13 protein-coding genes are annotated in these 16,614 nt (G+C 61.7%); 8 read left to right on the plus strand and 5 right to left on the minus strand.

What is annotated here, in order from left to right:
• Positions 1–82: 82 nt before the first annotated feature.
• The 7 genes from ACIQLI_RS19035 (at position 83) to ACIQLI_RS19065 (ending at position 8,051) form a co-directional block, all read left to right on the plus strand.
• Complete coding sequence (locus tag ACIQLI_RS19035; RefSeq protein WP_400391209.1) at positions 83–814, plus strand: IclR family transcriptional regulator; 732 nt, start codon at positions 83–85, stop codon at positions 812–814.
• The gene (locus ACIQLI_RS19040; protein ID WP_400391211.1) at positions 811–1,914 is read left to right on the plus strand and encodes an ATP-binding cassette domain-containing protein; all 1,104 of its coding nucleotides are present in this window, start codon (positions 811–813) and stop codon (positions 1,912–1,914) included. The genes ACIQLI_RS19035 and ACIQLI_RS19040 overlap by 4 nt, the downstream gene beginning before the upstream one ends.
• Positions 1,914–2,564 (plus strand): ABC transporter permease, encoded by a 651-nt coding sequence (locus tag ACIQLI_RS19045; protein WP_014923069.1) that lies wholly within the window; start codon positions 1,914–1,916, stop codon positions 2,562–2,564. Before ACIQLI_RS19040 ends, ACIQLI_RS19045 begins: the two co-directional genes overlap by 1 nt.
• Entirely contained in the window at positions 2,525–3,277 is a 753-nt protein-coding gene (locus tag ACIQLI_RS19050) for an ABC transporter permease (protein ID WP_400391219.1), read from the plus strand. The genes ACIQLI_RS19045 and ACIQLI_RS19050 overlap by 40 nt, the downstream gene beginning before the upstream one ends.
• A gap of 101 nt (positions 3,278–3,378) precedes the next feature.
• Positions 3,379–4,293, plus strand: coding sequence for an ABC transporter substrate-binding protein (locus ACIQLI_RS19055; protein WP_354232498.1), 915 nt, complete (start codon positions 3,379–3,381; stop codon positions 4,291–4,293).
• Between the two features lie 44 nt (positions 4,294–4,337).
• Positions 4,338–6,077, plus strand: a complete 1,740-nt coding sequence (locus tag ACIQLI_RS19060; RefSeq protein ID WP_400391222.1) for a urocanate hydratase — start codon at positions 4,338–4,340, stop codon at positions 6,075–6,077.
• A 525-nt stretch (positions 6,078–6,602) separates the two neighbouring features.
• Positions 6,603–8,051 (plus strand): aromatic amino acid lyase, encoded by a 1,449-nt coding sequence (locus tag ACIQLI_RS19065; protein ID WP_400391225.1) that lies wholly within the window; start codon positions 6,603–6,605, stop codon positions 8,049–8,051.
• Positions 8,052–8,202: 151 nt separating this feature from the next.
• Here the strand turns inward: ACIQLI_RS19065 and ACIQLI_RS19070 are convergent, their stop codons facing one another.
• Together ACIQLI_RS19070 and rraA are read right to left on the minus strand one after the other, a co-directional pair.
• Positions 8,203–9,855, minus strand: coding sequence for an MDR family MFS transporter (locus ACIQLI_RS19070; RefSeq protein WP_354232884.1), 1,653 nt, complete (start codon positions 9,853–9,855; stop codon positions 8,203–8,205).
• Positions 9,856–9,986: 131 nt separating this feature from the next.
• Positions 9,987–10,460, minus strand: coding sequence for a ribonuclease E activity regulator RraA (gene rraA / locus ACIQLI_RS19075; protein WP_400391228.1), 474 nt, complete (start codon positions 10,458–10,460; stop codon positions 9,987–9,989).
• Between the two features lie 158 nt (positions 10,461–10,618).
• Between rraA and ACIQLI_RS19080 the strand changes: the two genes are divergently transcribed.
• Positions 10,619–11,920, plus strand: a complete 1,302-nt coding sequence (locus ACIQLI_RS19080; RefSeq protein WP_354232882.1) for an MFS transporter — start codon at positions 10,619–10,621, stop codon at positions 11,918–11,920.
• A gap of 2 nt (positions 11,921–11,922) precedes the next feature.
• Here ACIQLI_RS19080 and ACIQLI_RS19085 read toward each other — a convergent pair whose 3' ends face one another.
• From ACIQLI_RS19085 to ACIQLI_RS19095, 3 genes are all read right to left on the minus strand, one after another.
• Entirely contained in the window at positions 11,923–13,176 is a 1,254-nt protein-coding gene (locus ACIQLI_RS19085) for an FG-GAP-like repeat-containing protein (protein ID WP_400391231.1), read from the minus strand.
• Between the two features lie 170 nt (positions 13,177–13,346).
• A complete protein-coding gene (locus ACIQLI_RS19090; RefSeq protein ID WP_400391234.1) occupies positions 13,347–14,630 on the minus strand; it encodes an FG-GAP repeat domain-containing protein in 1,284 nt (427 codons plus the stop codon).
• Positions 14,631–14,772: 142 nt separating this feature from the next.
• Entirely contained in the window at positions 14,773–16,599 is a 1,827-nt protein-coding gene (locus ACIQLI_RS19095) for an FG-GAP repeat domain-containing protein (protein WP_400391237.1), read from the minus strand.
• Between the last annotated feature and the right edge of the window lie 15 nt (positions 16,600–16,614).

The raw sequence follows: 16,614 nt of genomic DNA on the forward strand, positions 1-16,614 counted from the left end.
GGACATCCGGCGTCACGTAGCCGCGAAGATCTCGTGTTTTTAAAAAAACTCTTGCCATTTGATGAAAATTGATTTTTACTAAGTGGCAAGACATGGTGATGTAGACCACTTGAAAGCAGGTCACGCAGTGGCAGCGGATTCTTCCACACGGACAGTCGAGAGGGCATTGGCCCTCCTCAGTGCAGTCTGCACTGACGGCTCCATCAGCCTGAGCGACGCAGCGCGTGTGGTTGATCTGTCAGCCAGCACCGCGCTCCGCCTCCTCCGAACCCTCGAAGGCAGCGGATTCGTGACGCGGGATCCCGGGGGCAATTTCCGCCCGGGAGCCAGTGTCATTCAGTTGGGAGCTCTGGCTCTGGGACAGGAGTCCCTGGTGTCGCTGTGCACGCCGCACATGAAGCGGCTTGTGGCTGAAACGGGCGAGTCCTGCTACTTGAGCATTCCCGGTGCTGGGGAAACCGGAATCTACATCGCCATCGTCGAAGGTACCCGCTCTGTCCGGCACACCAGTTGGGTCGGCAGGAGCATCCCGCTGGAGGGCTCCGCGGCCGGCAAGGTGCTGACCGGTGGGCAGAACGGCCGCGGTTACGCCATTGTGCGGAGCGGCGTTGAAGACGACATCACGGCCGTCGCCGCACCCATTGTGATCGGCGGCCGTACAGTGGCAGCCCTCAGCATCGTGGTGCCCAGCTACCGCTTGGACGAGGCGAAGGCCCAGACATTTGGCGAGGAACTGGTGAAGGTTGCCGACAACCTCCTCGTGGAACCCGACGGAAACCATGAAGTGCCCCAGGAAAGCATGGAAAAGAAATGATCAAATTTGAAAATGTCACCAAGGCGTACCCTGACGGTACGGTGGCAGTCGACGGCCTCAACCTGGAGGCTCCCACCGGAAAGTTGACCATTCTTGTTGGTCCTTCCGGATGCGGCAAGACCACTTCCCTAAGGATGATCAACCGCCTCATCGAACCCACCAGCGGCACCATCTACCTGGATGATCAGCCCACCTCCGGCATGGACGCAGCGTTGCTCCGCCGCAGGATCGGCTACGTCATCCAGCACGCAGGACTCTTCCCGCACAAGACCATCGTTGACAACGTGTCCACCATGCCGCTCCTGCTGGGGGAAAGCCGCCAAAAGGCCCGGACCAAGGCGCTCGAATTGATGGAGCGCGTCGGATTGCCCGCGAGCTTCGCCAAACGGTATCCCTGGCAGCTCTCCGGCGGACAGCAGCAGCGCGTCGGTGTTGCCCGGGCGCTCGCCTCGGACCCTGCGTTCATGCTGATGGACGAGCCCTTCAGTGCTGTTGACCCTGTAGTGCGCGCCCAGCTCCAGGAGGAGTTCCTTCGCCTGCAGCGCGAGATCGGCAAGACCATCATCATGGTCACCCATGACATCGACGAGGCCCTGAAACTCGGGGATCAGGTGGCCGTGATGCGCGTGGGCGGCAAGCTGGCGCAAATGGCGTCTCCCTCCGAGCTGCTGACCGCGCCTGCAGATGAGTTCGTTGCCGACTTTGTGGGCCGTGACCGTGGCTACCGCTCGCTCGGATTTACGAAAACAGCCGGCACCGTAGCTATTGGCGAGGAAGCTGTAGTTCAGCTCGGTGATTCAGCGGATGAAGCCCGCGCCAAGGCGCTGGGTGCTTGGGTGTTGGTGGTCGACGGCGGCCGGAAGCCTCTCGGTTGGGCTCAGCCGCAGCTTCTCAACGGTGAGGTGAAGCGGGAGAACCTGAATCTGAGCGGTATCCCGGCAGCAGCATCAGGCACCATGCGTCAACTGCTGGATGCGGCCCTTTCCTCGCCGAGCCGCCGCGGCGTAGTCGTCAATGAGCATGGCGAACTGGTCGGGACCGTCTCTGCAACGGACGTGGTCAAGGCCATCGAGGCCGAACCTCACTTGGAGACGATCTGATGAACTTCGAATGGCTGGGCCGCCAGTTCGACAACATTGTGTTCCTGCTCGGCTGGCATGTCCTGCTGGCCGTCACCCCGCTGATCCTGGGGCTTCTCATCGCACTGCCTCTTGGCTGGTGGGCGCACCGCAGCCGGCGGATCTACCCGCTCTTGGTGGGTGTTGCCGGCCTGCTGTACACCGTCCCTTCCCTTGCACTGTTTGTACTGCTTCCGCTGGTCCTGGGTACCAAGATCCTGGACCCGCTCAACATCGTGGCGGCACTGACCATCTACACCGTGGCCCTGCTGGTTCGCGTAGTCGCCGATGCCCTTGATTCCGTTCCCGAAGACACCGTCCAGGCCGCCAAAGCCATGGGTTACCGCGGCTACCAGAGCCTCCTGAAGGTTGAACTTCCCGTCGGTGTTCCGGTGATTTGCGCAGGCTTGCGCGTCGCCGCCGTCTCCAACGTCAGCCTCGTCTCCGTGGCCGCCCTGCTGGGTATACCGCAGCTCGGTTCACTCTTCACACAGGGCTTCCAACTCCGTTTCTACACTCCGATCATCGCCGGCATTGTGCTGTGCGTGGTCCTGGCCATGATCCTGGACGGGCTGATCATCCTTATCAACCGGTGGCTGACACCGTGGACCCCCAAGGTGGTGGCATCGTGAACTACTTGTTTGACCCCGCACACTGGAGCGGCGCAGACGGCATCCCAACGCTGATCGCCGAGCACCTCCTGTACTCGCTTATTGCCTTGGCCATTGCGGCCATCATCGCGGTGCCCCTGGGTATCTACATTGGGGTGACAGGCAAGGGCGTGTTCATGATCGCCGGCCTTGCCAACGCCCTCCGGGCACTTCCCAGTGTCGGTCTGCTGATCCTGTTGGTCCTGCTCATTTCGCCCGCCTTCCCGTCCCGCATGGGTTACGTCCTTCCCAGCCTCATTGTGCTGGTACTGCTGGCAGTTCCGCCCATCCTGACCAACACCTATGCCGGCGTGCGCGCAGTGGATGCTGCCGCCGTCGACGCCGCAAAAGGCATGGGCTTCCGCACCATGAAGATCCTCACGGACGTCCAGCTGCCGTGTTCCCTTCCGCTGGTTCTGTCCGGTGTCCGCAGCGCCCTGCTGCAAATCATCTCGACGGCGACCATCGCCGCGTACATTTCGCTTGGCGGCCTGGGTCGCCTCCTGATCGACGGCAAGGCCCAGAACGATTACGGCCAAATGGTCGCCGGTGCCGTTCTGGTCGCCCTGCTGGCACTGTTCTTCGACCAGCTTCTCGCCTTCATCACCCGCCGCGTTGTCTCACCCGGATTGACCCGGCGCACCATCAAGTCGGCCGCTGTGGCCGAACCCGTGAAGACCCCCGCCACGGTCTAACCAACACCCGCGCCCGTGGTTCCGCGCGCAAGATTCACCTCCACCCCACCCCCCCATCTGGCCGCTGCATGCCCTGCAGCACCCATCCCAGGAGAGTTGACATGAAGAAGTACCTCACCGGATTCACCCTGGCAGCCGTTGCTGCCATCACCCTGAGCGCCTGTGGCGGCGGGGACCCCATGAGTTCGTCCAATACCGCCGCAGCAGGTGCCTCGGGCGACAGTATTATCGTCGGTTCCGCGGACTTCCCGGAAAGCCAGCTGATCGCCAAGATCTACGCCGAAGCACTTAAGGCCAAGGGCGTCGAGGTCACCGAGAAGCCGAGCATTGGCAGTCGCGAGGTGACTATCCCCGCACTGAAGGACGGTTCCATCGACCTCATGCCGGAATACGGCGGCGCACTCCTGCAATACCTCGACTCCGCCACCAAGGCTGTTTCTTCCGAGGATGTCGCCAAGGAACTGACCACCAAGATTCCGGCTGGCCTTGCAGTGCTTACTGCTTCCGAAGCGGAGGACAAGGACGTCCTCACCGTTAAGAAGGAAATCGCCGATCAGTACAAGCTGAAGACCATCGAAGACCTCCAGCCCGTCGCCAAGGAACTCGTGTTGGGCGGCCCGCCGGAGTGGAAGACCCGCCTCAATGGCGTTGCCGGCCTTAAGTCGGTGTACAACCTGGAGTTCAAGGAATTTTCAGCGCTCGACGCCGGTGGTCCGCTCACGCTGAACGCTCTCCTCTCCGGTCAGGTACAGGTAGCTGACCTCTTCAGCACCGATCCCGCACTGGCGGAAAACAACCTCGTGGCGCTTGAAGACAACAAGAACCTCTTCCTGTCTGAGAACATCGTGCCGGTCATCAACGAGAAGAAGTCCACGGACACCATCAAGGAAACGCTGGACAAGGTCTCCGCTGCCTTGACCACCGAGGATCTCATCAAGATGAACGGCCGCGTGGCCAAGTTCGAGGACATCGGCGAAATCGCCAAGGAATGGCTCAAGACCAAGAACCTGGGCTAGTCCCTGCAGGTTCGTTTCGCCGGTTTCGTAGAGGAGTAAAGAGAATGACTGCCGATTTCACCACTGGTGCCCGTCCGGTTAAGGCTGCGCGGGGTACTGAGCTCACTGCCAAGTCGTGGCAGACCGAGGCACCGTTGCGCATGTTGATGAACAACCTGGATCCCGAGGTCGCTGAACGTCCGGACGACCTGGTCGTCTACGGTGGCACCGGCCGCGCAGCGCGTTCCTGGGCCGCGTTCGATGCGATTACGCGGACCCTGGAAACCATGGAGAAGGATGAAACCCTTCTGGTGCAGTCGGGGAAGCCGGTGGGTGTGTTCCGCACGAATGAGTGGGCACCGCGGGTTCTCCTCGCCAACTCCAACCTCGTCGGGGACTGGGCCACGTGGCCCGAGTTCCGCCGCCTCGAGGCTGAGGGTTTGATGATGTACGGCCAGATGACCGCCGGGTCCTGGATCTACATCGGCACGCAGGGCATCCTGCAGGGCACGTATGAGACGTTTGCCGCCGTGGGGAACAAGCTCGCCGCGGAGGGCCGCCACCCGGCCCGGTCTTTGGAAGGCGCTGCCGCGCCGGGTTCGACGGAGGGTCCGCTGGCGGGGACCCTGACATTGACCGGTGGTTGCGGTGGCATGGGCGGCGCCCAGCCGCTGGCTGTCACCCTGAACGACGGCGCGTGCCTGATTGTGGATGTGGATGAGACCCGCCTGCGTCGCCGCGCCGGCAAGCGCTACCTGGATGAGGTCGAAACTGATCTGGATGCTGCGATCGCGAAGGTCCAGGCCGCGAAGGATGAGCGCCGTGGCTGGTCCGTCGGTTACGTGGGCAACGCCGCTGAGGTCTTCCCCGAACTGCTGGCCCGCCACAAGGCCGGGGAAGTGACGTTCGATGTAGTCACCGACCAGACGTCCGCGCATGACCCGTTGTCGTACCTGCCCGAGGGCATCACGGTGGCGGAGTGGCATACCGAAGCCGAGGCTGATCCGGACGGGTTCACGAAGAAGGCCCAGGCGTCCATGGCCCGGCAGGTCCAGGCGATGGTGGAGTTCCAGGACGCCGGTGCTGAGGTGTTTGATTACGGTAACTCGATCCGTGACGAGGCCCGGAAGGGTGGGTATGACCGGGCGTTTGAGTTCCCCGGTTTCGTCCCGGCGTATATCCGCCCGTTGTTCTGCGAGGGTCTTGGCCCGTTCCGCTGGGTGGCGTTGTCCGGTGACCCGGAAGACATTGCCGTGACGGACAAGGCGATCAAGGAGTTGTTCCCGGAGAACACGCACCTGCACAAGTGGCTCGACGCTGCCGCGGACCGCGTGGAATTCGAAGGCCTGCCGGCACGTATTTGCTGGCTCGGGTACGGCGAGCGGGCCAAGGCCGGGTTGCTGTTCAACCAGCTCGTGAAGGAGGGCAAGGTCAAGGCCCCGATCGTGATCGGCCGTGACCACCTGGACTCGGGTTCGGTCGCGTCCCCGTACCGGGAGACCGAGTCAATGAAGGACGGCTCGGACGCTGTTGCTGACTGGCCGTTGCTTAACGCACTGACCGCTGCGTCCTCGGGCGCTACCTGGGTGTCCATCCATCACGGCGGTGGGGTTGGTATTGGCCGGTCCATCCACACCGGCCAGGTCTCGGTCGCTGACGGCACTGACCTGGCAGCCCAGAAACTCGAACGGCTGTTGACCAACGACCCCGGCATGGGCGTCATCCGCCACGTCGACGCCGGCTACGACCGCGCCATCGACGTCGCCAACGAACGCGGCGTCCGCATCCCCATGAACGAGAAGTAGGCACGCGTTAGCAACAACATCTCGGAGGAATCCCAGGGAGGCTATGCAGATGAGATTTGCGTAGCCGCCCTGGGACAACCCAAGGATCAGTTTTGTAGGAGAACTCCACACCTCTCTGAGAGCGAGGAAACGCACCATGGACAGGGAACGCCCGGAAAGACGGGCATCAGTCGCGACCGGAGCGCAGGTGCCAAAGACAAAACGCGGCCACGACCCTTTTAGAGGGACCGTCGATGCTGGAGCCGCTGATGGAACAATTCCCTGGGTCCTTTCCAGGACGGGGATTCGGAAGCTTTTTCACGCAGGAAGTGGGTTTCAGTTGACCCCTGGTGGACGATGACAGAACAACTCTCACCGCTGGGTCTCCAGCCTGATGCCAGGACTCAGGCTCTGACCCGGGACGAATACTCCTACCGGGCCACTGCAGGCTTAGGACAAACCCGGTTGTCTTGTCCTGAGGACTGCTTCTACTGCACTTCACCGGAAACGGACTAACAGCCGGAAACTGATGGAAAGGATCGGTTCATGATCGTGATCGATGGCTTGACACTGGAGTTGGCCGACGTCGCCGCAGTCGCGGACGGCGAGGACGTCACCTTGGCGCCGGAAGCTGTGGTCCGAATGGACGAATCGCGGAAGTCTGCGGAAGCTACGGCGCTGCAGCGTCCGGTCTATGGCCGATCCACTGGCGTCGGAGCGAACCGCGCGGTTTCCCTGATGGAAGCCGACGGTGAGGACACCCACGGACTGAAGCTTCTGCGCAGCCACGCTGTAGACGCCGGCAAGCCGCTTGATCGCAGGACCGTCCGTGCGATGTTGGTTGTCAGGCTCAGCCAACTGGCAGCCGGCGGATCAGGGATCAACCCCGCCATTGCCGATGCCTTGGCGGAACTCATCAATGCCGACGCAGTTCCTGAGGTCCGGGAGTTCGGTGGAATCGGAACTGCGGACCTGCAGGCACTTGCCGGTACGGCTCTCACGATGCTTGGCGAACGTCCACCGTTGGGCGGGGATGAGGCTTCGGTTCGCCTGACGGGGTGGGCCACGGCTGATGCCCTGCCATTCATTAGCTCCAGTGCGCTGACTATTGGTCAAGCGGTCTTGTCCCACCAAAAACTGTCGACGCTCTTGGGCAACGCAGCGTCAGTGTCCGCACTCTCCTTCATTGCGATGTCCGGCAACCCCGAGGCCCTTAGCCCACCCGTTGCGGCCGCTGCTGACACGTCCGCAGTCGCCGATGCAGCACACGCGCTACATGCAATGGTCCAGGGCAGCGGCCAGCCCGCCCGGATCCAAGATCCCTATTGCTTGAGGACGCTGCCGCAGGTCTTTGGTTCCCAAACAGAGGAACTCAAGGCCTTGGGTACTCTGCTGAGCCGTCTTGTCACAGCAGGAAATGAGAATCCCCTCGTACACGGCTCGCCGTCCGACGGCAGCAATGATGTGGCCCACCACGGGCTCTTCCAAATGACCAACCTCGCCCGCCGCGTGGACGCTTTGCAACTGGCTATCGGCGCGGCGTGTGCAACCCACCTGCGCAGGATCGACCTCCTGTGCGACCCCAAATACACGGGCCTGCACCCCTTCCTGGCTGAGGACGGTTCAGGTCAGTCGGGGCTGATGATGCTTGAATATGTGGCCGCTGCCGCCGTGGGCCGGATCCGTGCCAACGCCCAACCGGTTAGCCTGCAGACCGTGGTGCTCTCGCTCGGCGCTGAGGAGGATGCCAGCTTTGCAAGCGTAGCCACAGCGCGGTTGGAGTCGACGGCGGACGCACTTGCCACTGTCGCCGCCGTCGAGCTTGTGTGTGCTTCCCGGGCGCTTCGCCTGCAGGGGAGACGACCCGAGGAGTTCAGCAGCCCCAGGTTGCGGGCCATGATGCAGGCGGGTTTCACTTTGCCGTCCGACGTGGGGGACCGCGACCTTCGCGGGGATCTGGAGCAGACCATCGAGCTCATAAGGGCTTCGCACTAGGCGAGACCGTCCGAAAAAGCGGGCGATGTTCAACGAGAATTACGACTGTTCACAGCAGAACGGCAGGCGGTCCGCAGACCTGCCTGCCGTTCCTTTTGTATCGCCTACCTGTGAAACGGAACCTTACGAGTCGTTTCTGTATGTCCGGCGATTAGTGCGCCGGGACCGACTCCTTGGCTGCTGCCTTCGGATCGGTCAGCTTCTTATTCGGCAATGCGAAGCTGATCAGGAAAGCAATGATCATGAGCCCGGCTGCCGTGAGCATGACGATATCGATCGCCTGGGCAAAGCCCTCGGTGATAGGCCTGGTCAGCGTGCTGTTGGCAGAGTGGAGCCAGCTCGTGTCATTCAGGGATTCGTTGTTGGCGCCATTCTTGAAGAAGTCAAAGAGCTTGGCGTTGGCGGGATCGGATGCCACGGCCGGGTCCTTCATGACCGCTTGGTAGTCCGGGCTGGAAGCAGCGGTCTTCATGCCGTCGGCGATCTTGTCTGCCGCGACGCTGAACAACATGGAGATGAACACGGCAGTGCCTACTGCGCCACCCATCGAACGGAAGAAGGCGGCCGTGGACGTGCCCACGCCCATGTCCTTGGGCGGAACGGAAACCTGCATGGCCAGGGTGAGCGGCTGCATGCAGAATCCGAGTCCCACGCCGAAGAACACGGCGATCAGGCCGGGTACCCACAAACCGGTATCGACGCCGAGAACCAAACCCATGACGGTGGCAGCGCCTGCCAGGATGGCCGTGCCCGTGATCGGGAAGATTCTGTAGACGCCGGACGATGAGATGGTGCGCCCGGCCGAAATGGAACCGAACAGGATGCCGACCGTGAACGTGATCATCATCAAGCCGGCCTCGGTGGGGGTGAGGCCCTTTACCAACTGCAAGTACATCGGCAGCATGGCGATGGCACCGAACATGCCGATACCAATGATGAAGTTCAGCAGCGATGACAGACCGAACGTCATGTTCTTGAAGAGACGCAGCGGAATCAATGCGTAGTCACCGGCACGCTTCTCGGCGAGCAGGAATGCCACGATGCCGATGACGCCGAGACCGTAGCAGAGCCAGGACGCACCTGACGCCCAACCCCACACGCGGCCCTGTTCTGCCACGAGCAGCAGCGGCACAATGGCCAAAGTAATGGCTGCTGCGCCCCAGTAATCGATCTTCTGCTTGACGTGCCTCGCCGGCAGATGCAGGTACATGAAGACCACTACAAGAGCGGCCAGCCCGATGGGTAGATTGATGAAGAACACCCAACGCCAGCCTTCGAAGCCCAGGATGTTGGCGGAGCCCGCGAAGGCCCCGCCGATCACCGGACCGAGCACGGAAGAAATGCCAAAGACGGACATGAAATAGCCCTGGTACTTGGCCCTGTCCTTCAGCGCCACGATGTCGCCGATGATGGTCAGCGCCAAGGCCAGCAAGCCACCTGCTCCAAGTCCTTGGATGCCGCGGGCGATGGCAAGCTCCGTCATGGAGTGGACGGACCCCGCGTAAAGCGACCCCACCAGGAAGATCACGATGGCCACGAGGTACAGCGGGCGGCGACCGAAGATATCGCTTAGCTTGCCATAGAGCGGGGTGCTCACGGTTGAAGTGATGAGGTACGCAGTGGTGGCCCAGGCTTGGAGCGAAAGGCCATCGAGATCGTTCGCGATGGTGTAGATGGACGTGGACACAATGGTCTGGTCCAACGAGGACAGGAACATGCCGAGCATGAGTCCCACCATGACGGTGAGCGTCTGACGATGGGTCAGAACCTCACCGGCGGCCCGGACGGGCGTGGTTTTGGACATATCTTCTCCAGAGGTGGCAGAAAAGTGGATTAAGCAGGATAGTTGCTTTCAGTAACTATCTTACGGCCAGGTTGATTCCCGCCGGGAGAATATTTCTTCCACTTTCCCTCTAAGTCGGGCCCACCGAAGAGTCAGCGCTCGATCAGGATGCCGTCCGGGTCGCAGTAGATCATCGCGCCGGGTTGGATGCGGACGCGATCAATCACCAGTTCCACGTCCACTTCGCCGACTCCCGTTTTGGCGCTCTTCTTCGGGTTGCTCCCGAGGGCCTTGACGCCAAGGGGCAGGCGGGAGATAGCCTCGCGGTCCCTGATGGCTCCGTTGATCACCACGCCGGACCAGCCGTTGGCCACAGCACTCGCCGCAATAAGGTCTCCCATGAGGGCCGTCCGCAGAGATGCCTGGCCATCAATGACCAGAACGGCTCCTTCGCCGGGGGTGTTGAGGATGGTCTTCACCAGGGCGTTGTCTTCAAAGCACCGTATGGTGCGTACCGGCCCGCTGAAGTGGGTGTGCCCACCCAGGTTGTGGAATTGAATGGCTACGGATTCCAGTTCCTCACCACGTTCGTCGTAGAGATCGGCCGTATTCACTTGCTCGCTCACAATGCTTCTCCTCAATCGCTGTGAGGCCACACTAACGCTCGCGAGGGGGCCATAGCAGCCCATTTATCGGCCTATGTGGATAAAAGGCTCGACGGCGGTTCAGTGTCGCTTCGCCGCGCTAGGCTGAGTCCAAACATTGAAATGAGGGGGAACCTGCCATGAGCTTGTCCGACCTGCCGGGTCCGGTGCCGGATCCTGCCATTGTCCGCGGCGGAACCACGGCGCTTGCCGAACCGGTACTTCCAGTGCGGCGGCTTTGGGTCACCGGAGTGGTACTGGTCAACCTGGGCATCAACGCCGCCTTCTTTGGACCACTCCAAGTACTGCTGGGCCAGCAGGCAGCCCACTTCGATGACGGTCAGAAGGAAGCGATCCTGGCATTGGTCACCGGCTGTGGTGCGGCCGTTTCCATGGTGGCCAACCCCCTGTTCGGCGCCTTCAGCGACCGCACCACCTCAAGGTTCGGGCGCCGTGTTCCCTGGGTGCTCATGGGTGCCATCCTGGGAGCCGTGGCACTGGTTGCCTTGGCCGGTGCTCCCAACGTTGCCGTCATGACCGTGTTGTGGTGCCTTGTGCAGGCCGGGGCCAACGCGATGTACGCCGCCATCACTGCTGCTGTCCCGGACCGCGTTCCGGTGCCCCAGCGCGGTACAGTCGGCGGTTTGGCGGCCATGGGACAAACGGTGGGTATCCTCGTCGGCGCGGTGATAGCCGCCGTTGTGGCGGGTAACTTCGCCGCTGGGTACTGGGTGTGCGCTGCAGCGCTGCTGGCCGGCGTCGTGCTTTATCTTTTCAACAGCGATGACCAGCCTCTGCCACAAACGGGGCGTCCCCCCTTCAACATGGCGGATTTCCTCAAGGGCTTTTGGGTTTCGCCCAAACGCTACCCGGACTTTGCGTGGGCTTGGCTGACTCGGCTTTTGGTCAGCACCGGCAACCACATGGTGACGTTGTACCTGCTCTTCTTCCTCAGCGATGCCGTGCATCTGGAGGAAACTGAAGGAATCAAGCCAGAGTTCGGCGTTCTCATACTCACTGGCCTGTATGCGGTAACCGTGATCATCACCAGTGTCGTGGGCGGGCGGCTGAGCGACAGGATGGGTAAACGAAAGCCGTTGGTGATCGCATCATCCGTCATCATCGCTGTGGCGTCATTGATCCTTGCCTTCGCCCCCACATGGATCGGCGGACTTGCCGGTGCGCTGGTGCTGGGAATCGGATTCGGAGCCTACCTCGCTGTGGACTTCGCGCTGATAACCCAGGTCCTGCCCACAGCACTGGACCGCGGCAGGGACCTGGGCATCATCAACATTGCGAACTCGCTGCCCCAGGTTGTAGCGCCATTGATCGCGTTCCCGTTTGTCGCCTACTGGGGCGGTTATGTCTCCCTATACGTAGCCGCCGCCGTCATCGGCCTGCTGGGAGCTGTTTTCGTGGTGAAGATCAAGAGCGTCGACTAGGCCTAGAAAACGGCGGTGAACCCTCCCCAGCCCCAACCGACAGTGGATTGTCCGTACCAGCGGATGTCCGGACGGCCGCTGGTCAGGTACCCGGCTCCCTTGTTGTAATACATCGTGAGCCGTCCAGCGGTGTCAACGCTGAAGATATCTACAGTGCCATCCCCATTGAAGTCGCCTGCCGAACCCACAAACGGGAAGTCATTGAACCCCCATCCGATATCCGTGCGGCCGCCATCCAGCCGGCCACTCCGACTGGCTTCATAAAGCCGGAGATAGCCGTAGTTTCGGCTGACGATTCCCAGATTGCTCTTCCCGCCGAAGTGGCCCACTGTGAAGACCGGATCGCCGTTGACCCAATAGGTATCCACGCCGTAGGCCTGCAGGAATCCGCCCCGCCCGTTGCCCGGATAGAGGATGGCTTGATGCCATTGGTCGACAACAATCAGATCGTTGCTTCCATCCCCATTGAAGTCGCCGGCAGACGAAATCGTCTTGAAGTTCTGCCAGCCCTGGCCAATCTGGAAGGCGTTCTTCCAGCCTCCAGTGCCGTTGCCCTGGTAGAGGAACAACCGCCCTTGCGCGTCACGGCCAATAACGTCCACTGTGCCGTCACCGTCAAAGTCTCCCGGAGAGAACAGAGTATTGAAAACATTCCATCCCGTCCCCAGTACCTGGGCTGCACGCCAGTTGCCCCGGCCGTCAGTGGGATAGAGGAGGAGGCGGCCGGAGGCATCGCGGGCAAAGATGTCCAGGGTGTCGTCGCCGTTGAACCCGCGGGCGCGGGGCTTGGCAGCGATCCTCAGCGGATAGTCCGCTTGTAGCGTGAGCCGTGATTCGGCGTCGTAAGAGACTGTGACGAAGACGGCCACTACCCTGCCGAGGTCTGAAGACGTGGCCCGATACGTCGAGCCTGTGGCACCCGCTATGGCCTGGCCGTCCCGGGTCCACTTATAGGTGAAGGAGGGCGTGCCACCCTCGGGAATGACGAACGGAGCGTATCCGCCCAGTTCTGCCTTGAGGATGCCCCCTACGGTGGGATCGCCGTTGAGTTGGGGTTGGCCCATGTACACCGGACGTGCCGCGGCTGGCAGCAACGTATCTGCTCGGACGGGGGCCTCCCAGTGCGGCGTTGCGCTGGCAGGAGTCGCGATGAAGGGACCAGCCAGGGTCCCGACCAGCACGGAAGTCGTCAGCAGCGCGAGGAGGCGGCGTGGACGGTTGGGCGCGGACGACCGCGGGGCAGTGACAAGGTCCAAGGATTCCCCCAAAAATGGCTGGCTTTAGGGACCAGCTGAGATCAATTGAGACGACACTACATTTTCGCGTTCACCCGGTAAATGGTTCCGGGAAAACGACTATTTTGTGAAGGAGGGCCTCCTCCGGCTGATTCCGGAGGAGGCCCTCAACCAACAGCCATGAGGGTGGTCTAGAAGACCGCGTTGAAGCCGCCCCAGCCCCAACCGACAACGCCCGAGGTCTTCCAACCACCGGAGCCGTTGCCGTAGTACATGCGCATCTGACCGGAGGTGTCGATGCCCCAGACATCGTTGGCGCCGTCGCCGTCGAAGTCCCCTGCGCCGCCCAGCTTGGTGATCGCGTTCCAACCCTGGCCAATCACGCTGCTGGTGGTCCACCCTCCATAGCCATTGCCGCCATAGAAGCGCAGATTACCTGCCGCGTCGCGGGCCAGAACGTCGGGCTTGTGGTCACCGTTGAAGTCGCCTGGTGAGAAGACGGACGTCATGCCGTTCCAGCCCCAGCCAACTGTTGATGCACTAAGGAATCCGCCGTGTCCATTGCCCGGATACAGGACGAGTTCCCCGGATGGCTTGCGGGCCAAGAGGTCGTTGTTGCCGTCACCGCTGAAGTCGGCAGCAGGGAAGATGGAGCTGAAGATGCCCCAGCCCCAACCGATTTGCTGACGCGGGTACCAGCCGCCCTGACCGTCCGCGGGGTAGAGGAAGAGGGAACCCGCGCCGTCGCGGGCAATGACGTCGTTCTCGCCGTCATTGTTGAAGTCCCCGGCGGAGAACATGAGGTTGAAGATGTTCCACCCGGAACCAACTTGGTAGGCCTGTTTCCACGTACCGTTGCCACCGGTGGGAAAGAGGCCCAGGCGGCCTCCGGAGTCACGGATGAAAAGGCTCATGGTGTAGGGATCCCAGTACTCTGTGCGGTAGGAGCCTGAGGTGTGGGGCCGGTCGATGTCCACGGGCGACACGTAGTTGAAGTCCAAGGCATCCAAGGCAACAGCAACGGTGCCGGACCCCGGCAGATTGCCCGGGTTGTGGATCAGCGAACCGTCGCGCCAGTAGCCGAGTTCCTGCCCGGCGGCGGTGAGGATCTGCAGATACTGCGCAACATACGTTCCCGGCGGAGTCCCTTGAGCGAAGAACACGTCGAACGAGTAGGTCGAGTCGGCAGCGCTGTAGGAACCCTGCGTCATCTCCGTGTGCAGCTTGCCGGTGGCTGTGTTGCGGAAGAGCACGTAAACGTCGTTGATGGGACCTGAGGCTTGGACCGTAATCCTGGATGTTGCTTGTCCGCCCGCAGCGATCGAGTCCGGCGTAGTGGAGACCGCCACCGGGACCGGCGCAAAAGTGTCATCGGCCTGCGCTGCCGGGGTTAGGCCCAGCCCGCCAACCAAGACGATGCTGCCCGTCATCGCTGCCAGCCAACTGCGCACGCGGCGCAAAGGAGTGATCCCCATTGTTCCCCCAAATCAAGCCGGTCCCAGATGGCCGGCGGGTGTAAGTGACTTGAGAGTACAACGCCGGAACGACAGTCTGGGAATTTGCTGGCAAAAATTCAGGGAAAAGACAAGTCAAACCCGAAACTCAACCGAAATCGGCTTAGAAAACGGCTGTCAGGTAGCCCCAGCCTGTGCCGATCTCATGCGATTGTCGGTAGGAATAGCCGTCAGGACTCATCTCCTCGCCGCGGAAAGCACCTTGGTCCGTCACATTGAAGAAGTAGTTGTACGGCTCCCACAAATTGAAACCACCGAGGGCACCCATATAGCGACTGGACGCGTAATTTCCCTGCAATACCCGTGAGGAAGACCAGCCACCCTTTCCATCGGGGTAGTAGGCATGGAGCCTCCCGTCCGTTCCTCTGGCCAGAATGTCGGAGGCGCCGTCTCCGCTGAAGTCGCCTGGCGTGAACACTTTGTTGAAGACGTTCCACCCCTGCCCGACCTGCGATGCTGTGAGCCACCCGCCACGGCCGTTGCCGGGGTAGAGGAACAACCGGCCCTGCGTATCGCGCGCCAGGACGTCGCTTGTTCCGTCACCGTTGAAGTCGCTGGCGGGAATGATCTCGCTGAAACCACCCCACCCTGTGCCAATGACCGAGGAACCCAGCCAGCCGCCGCGTCCGTTGCCCCGGTAAAGCCATAACTGTCCGGATGCATCACGGGCCAGAACATCCATTCTGCCGTCGCCGTCGAAGTCGCCCGGAGATGACAAGGAGGTGAAGTTGGTCCAGCCCCAGCCAATGTCTTTGCTCCCGCTCTTGAACTCTCCGCTGTCTCCCCCGGAGAACAATGTGAGTGTGCCGTTGGGTTTCCTGGTGATTACGTCAGGCCTGCTGTCGCCGTCGAAGTCACGCAGGAGCGAGTGCATCTTGACCCTTGGGTCGCTCGAGCTGCGGAAGATGCCCACCACGCTTCCGGCGTAGCTGACAACCGCCGCTACGCCGAGTTGCTTACCCACTTCGCCTGGTTTGGGGCTGTAGGTAGCGCCGGTTGCTCCGGCAATAGGCACTGCGACGTCCACCAGCCATTGGTAGCTGACCGTCGGCTTGGCTCCGGTCGGGAGACCTTTGATGGTTGAGGCGTCGAACCCCGCGTTGATGGGGCTCCGCACGGCGACATTGGAGGGCAGCCGTGGATCGACCGCGTCCACCAAGTAGAAGGGAGCGGTTTCAACAGTTTCCGGCAGGTGGCCTGCTGCCATGGCTGTGAGTTTCAGGGTCAGGCCGGAGCCCGTACCGGCAAACTTGTCCGGAACATTGAACCAACTGGCGTCGGCAGACTGGCGGACGCCATCCCGGAACCATTCGTAGGTGTAGTCCGACGGCGGCGCAGCCCATGTTCCGTGGTCGACGCTGAAGGAAAGGTAGGAGTAGCCCGCTTCCTTCCTGATCCCCAGAGCGGGCAGGGTCAGGTTGGCGTTGGCACCAAGGATTTTTGCGGAATTGCTGACTGTGAAGTCCAGTGTCTCCCACGCAGCAGGGAGTGTTTCTCCAGAGGTTGAGCCACGGTAGTAGGCCAGTGTTTGTTGACCGTAGCTGATGATCACGCTCTGCAACTTGTGGACGCCATTGAAGAAAACGTCGGGTGCCACCGCAGACGAAGCTGTTGCGGTCAACGGTCCGGCCGCCGGTGTCCCCGACCAAATGACGCGGTGTTCGGTGACTTGGGATTCGTCAGTGTAACGGAACTCCACACGCTGGGCTCGCTGCGCCAAAGTGAAGGCGATCTTCACTATGCCGCCGGGGGCAACAGTGGGGGTGGACATCCGTTGGACGGAAACAATCTTTGGCACAGGGTCTTCAGCTGCCGCCGCAGAGGAGATCCCGGACGGTGCCAGCATCACTGCGGCCAGGACGAGTCCCAGCAGCGCAGCAAAGAGCCGAAACGTGATGGGGCCAATCCCCGCAGCGGTCCGAGTCGTCATGATGTCTTCCCTCGA

The sequence above is a fragment of the Paenarthrobacter sp. NPDC091669 genome, from assembly GCF_044756725.1.
GTDB classification, from domain to species: domain Bacteria; phylum Actinomycetota; class Actinomycetes; order Actinomycetales; family Micrococcaceae; genus Arthrobacter; species Arthrobacter bambusae_C.

What these genes read in the sequence shown, in the direction of transcription:
- ACIQLI_RS19040 (WP_400391211.1), top strand. Translation starts at nt 811, where the DNA reads ATGATCAAATTTGAAAATGTCACCAAGGCGTACCCTGACGGTACGGTG.
- ACIQLI_RS19045 (WP_014923069.1), top strand. Translation starts at nt 1,914, where the DNA reads ATGAACTTCGAATGGCTGGGCCGCCAGTTCGACAACATTGTGTTCCTG.
- ACIQLI_RS19055 (WP_354232498.1), top strand. Translation starts at nt 3,379, where the DNA reads ATGAAGAAGTACCTCACCGGATTCACCCTGGCAGCCGTTGCTGCCATC.
- ACIQLI_RS19060 (WP_400391222.1), top strand. Translation starts at nt 4,338, where the DNA reads ATGACTGCCGATTTCACCACTGGTGCCCGTCCGGTTAAGGCTGCGCGG.
- ACIQLI_RS19065 (WP_400391225.1), top strand. Translation starts at nt 6,603, where the DNA reads ATGATCGTGATCGATGGCTTGACACTGGAGTTGGCCGACGTCGCCGCA.
- ACIQLI_RS19070 (WP_354232884.1), bottom strand. Translation starts at nt 9,855, where the DNA reads ATGTCCAAAACCACGCCCGTCCGGGCCGCCGGTGAGGTTCTGACCCAT.
- ACIQLI_RS19080 (WP_354232882.1), top strand. Translation starts at nt 10,619, where the DNA reads ATGAGCTTGTCCGACCTGCCGGGTCCGGTGCCGGATCCTGCCATTGTC.
- ACIQLI_RS19090 (WP_400391234.1), bottom strand. Translation starts at nt 14,630, where the DNA reads ATGGGGATCACTCCTTTGCGCCGCGTGCGCAGTTGGCTGGCAGCGATG.
- ACIQLI_RS19095 (WP_400391237.1), bottom strand. Translation starts at nt 16,599, where the DNA reads ATGACGACTCGGACCGCTGCGGGGATTGGCCCCATCACGTTTCGGCTC.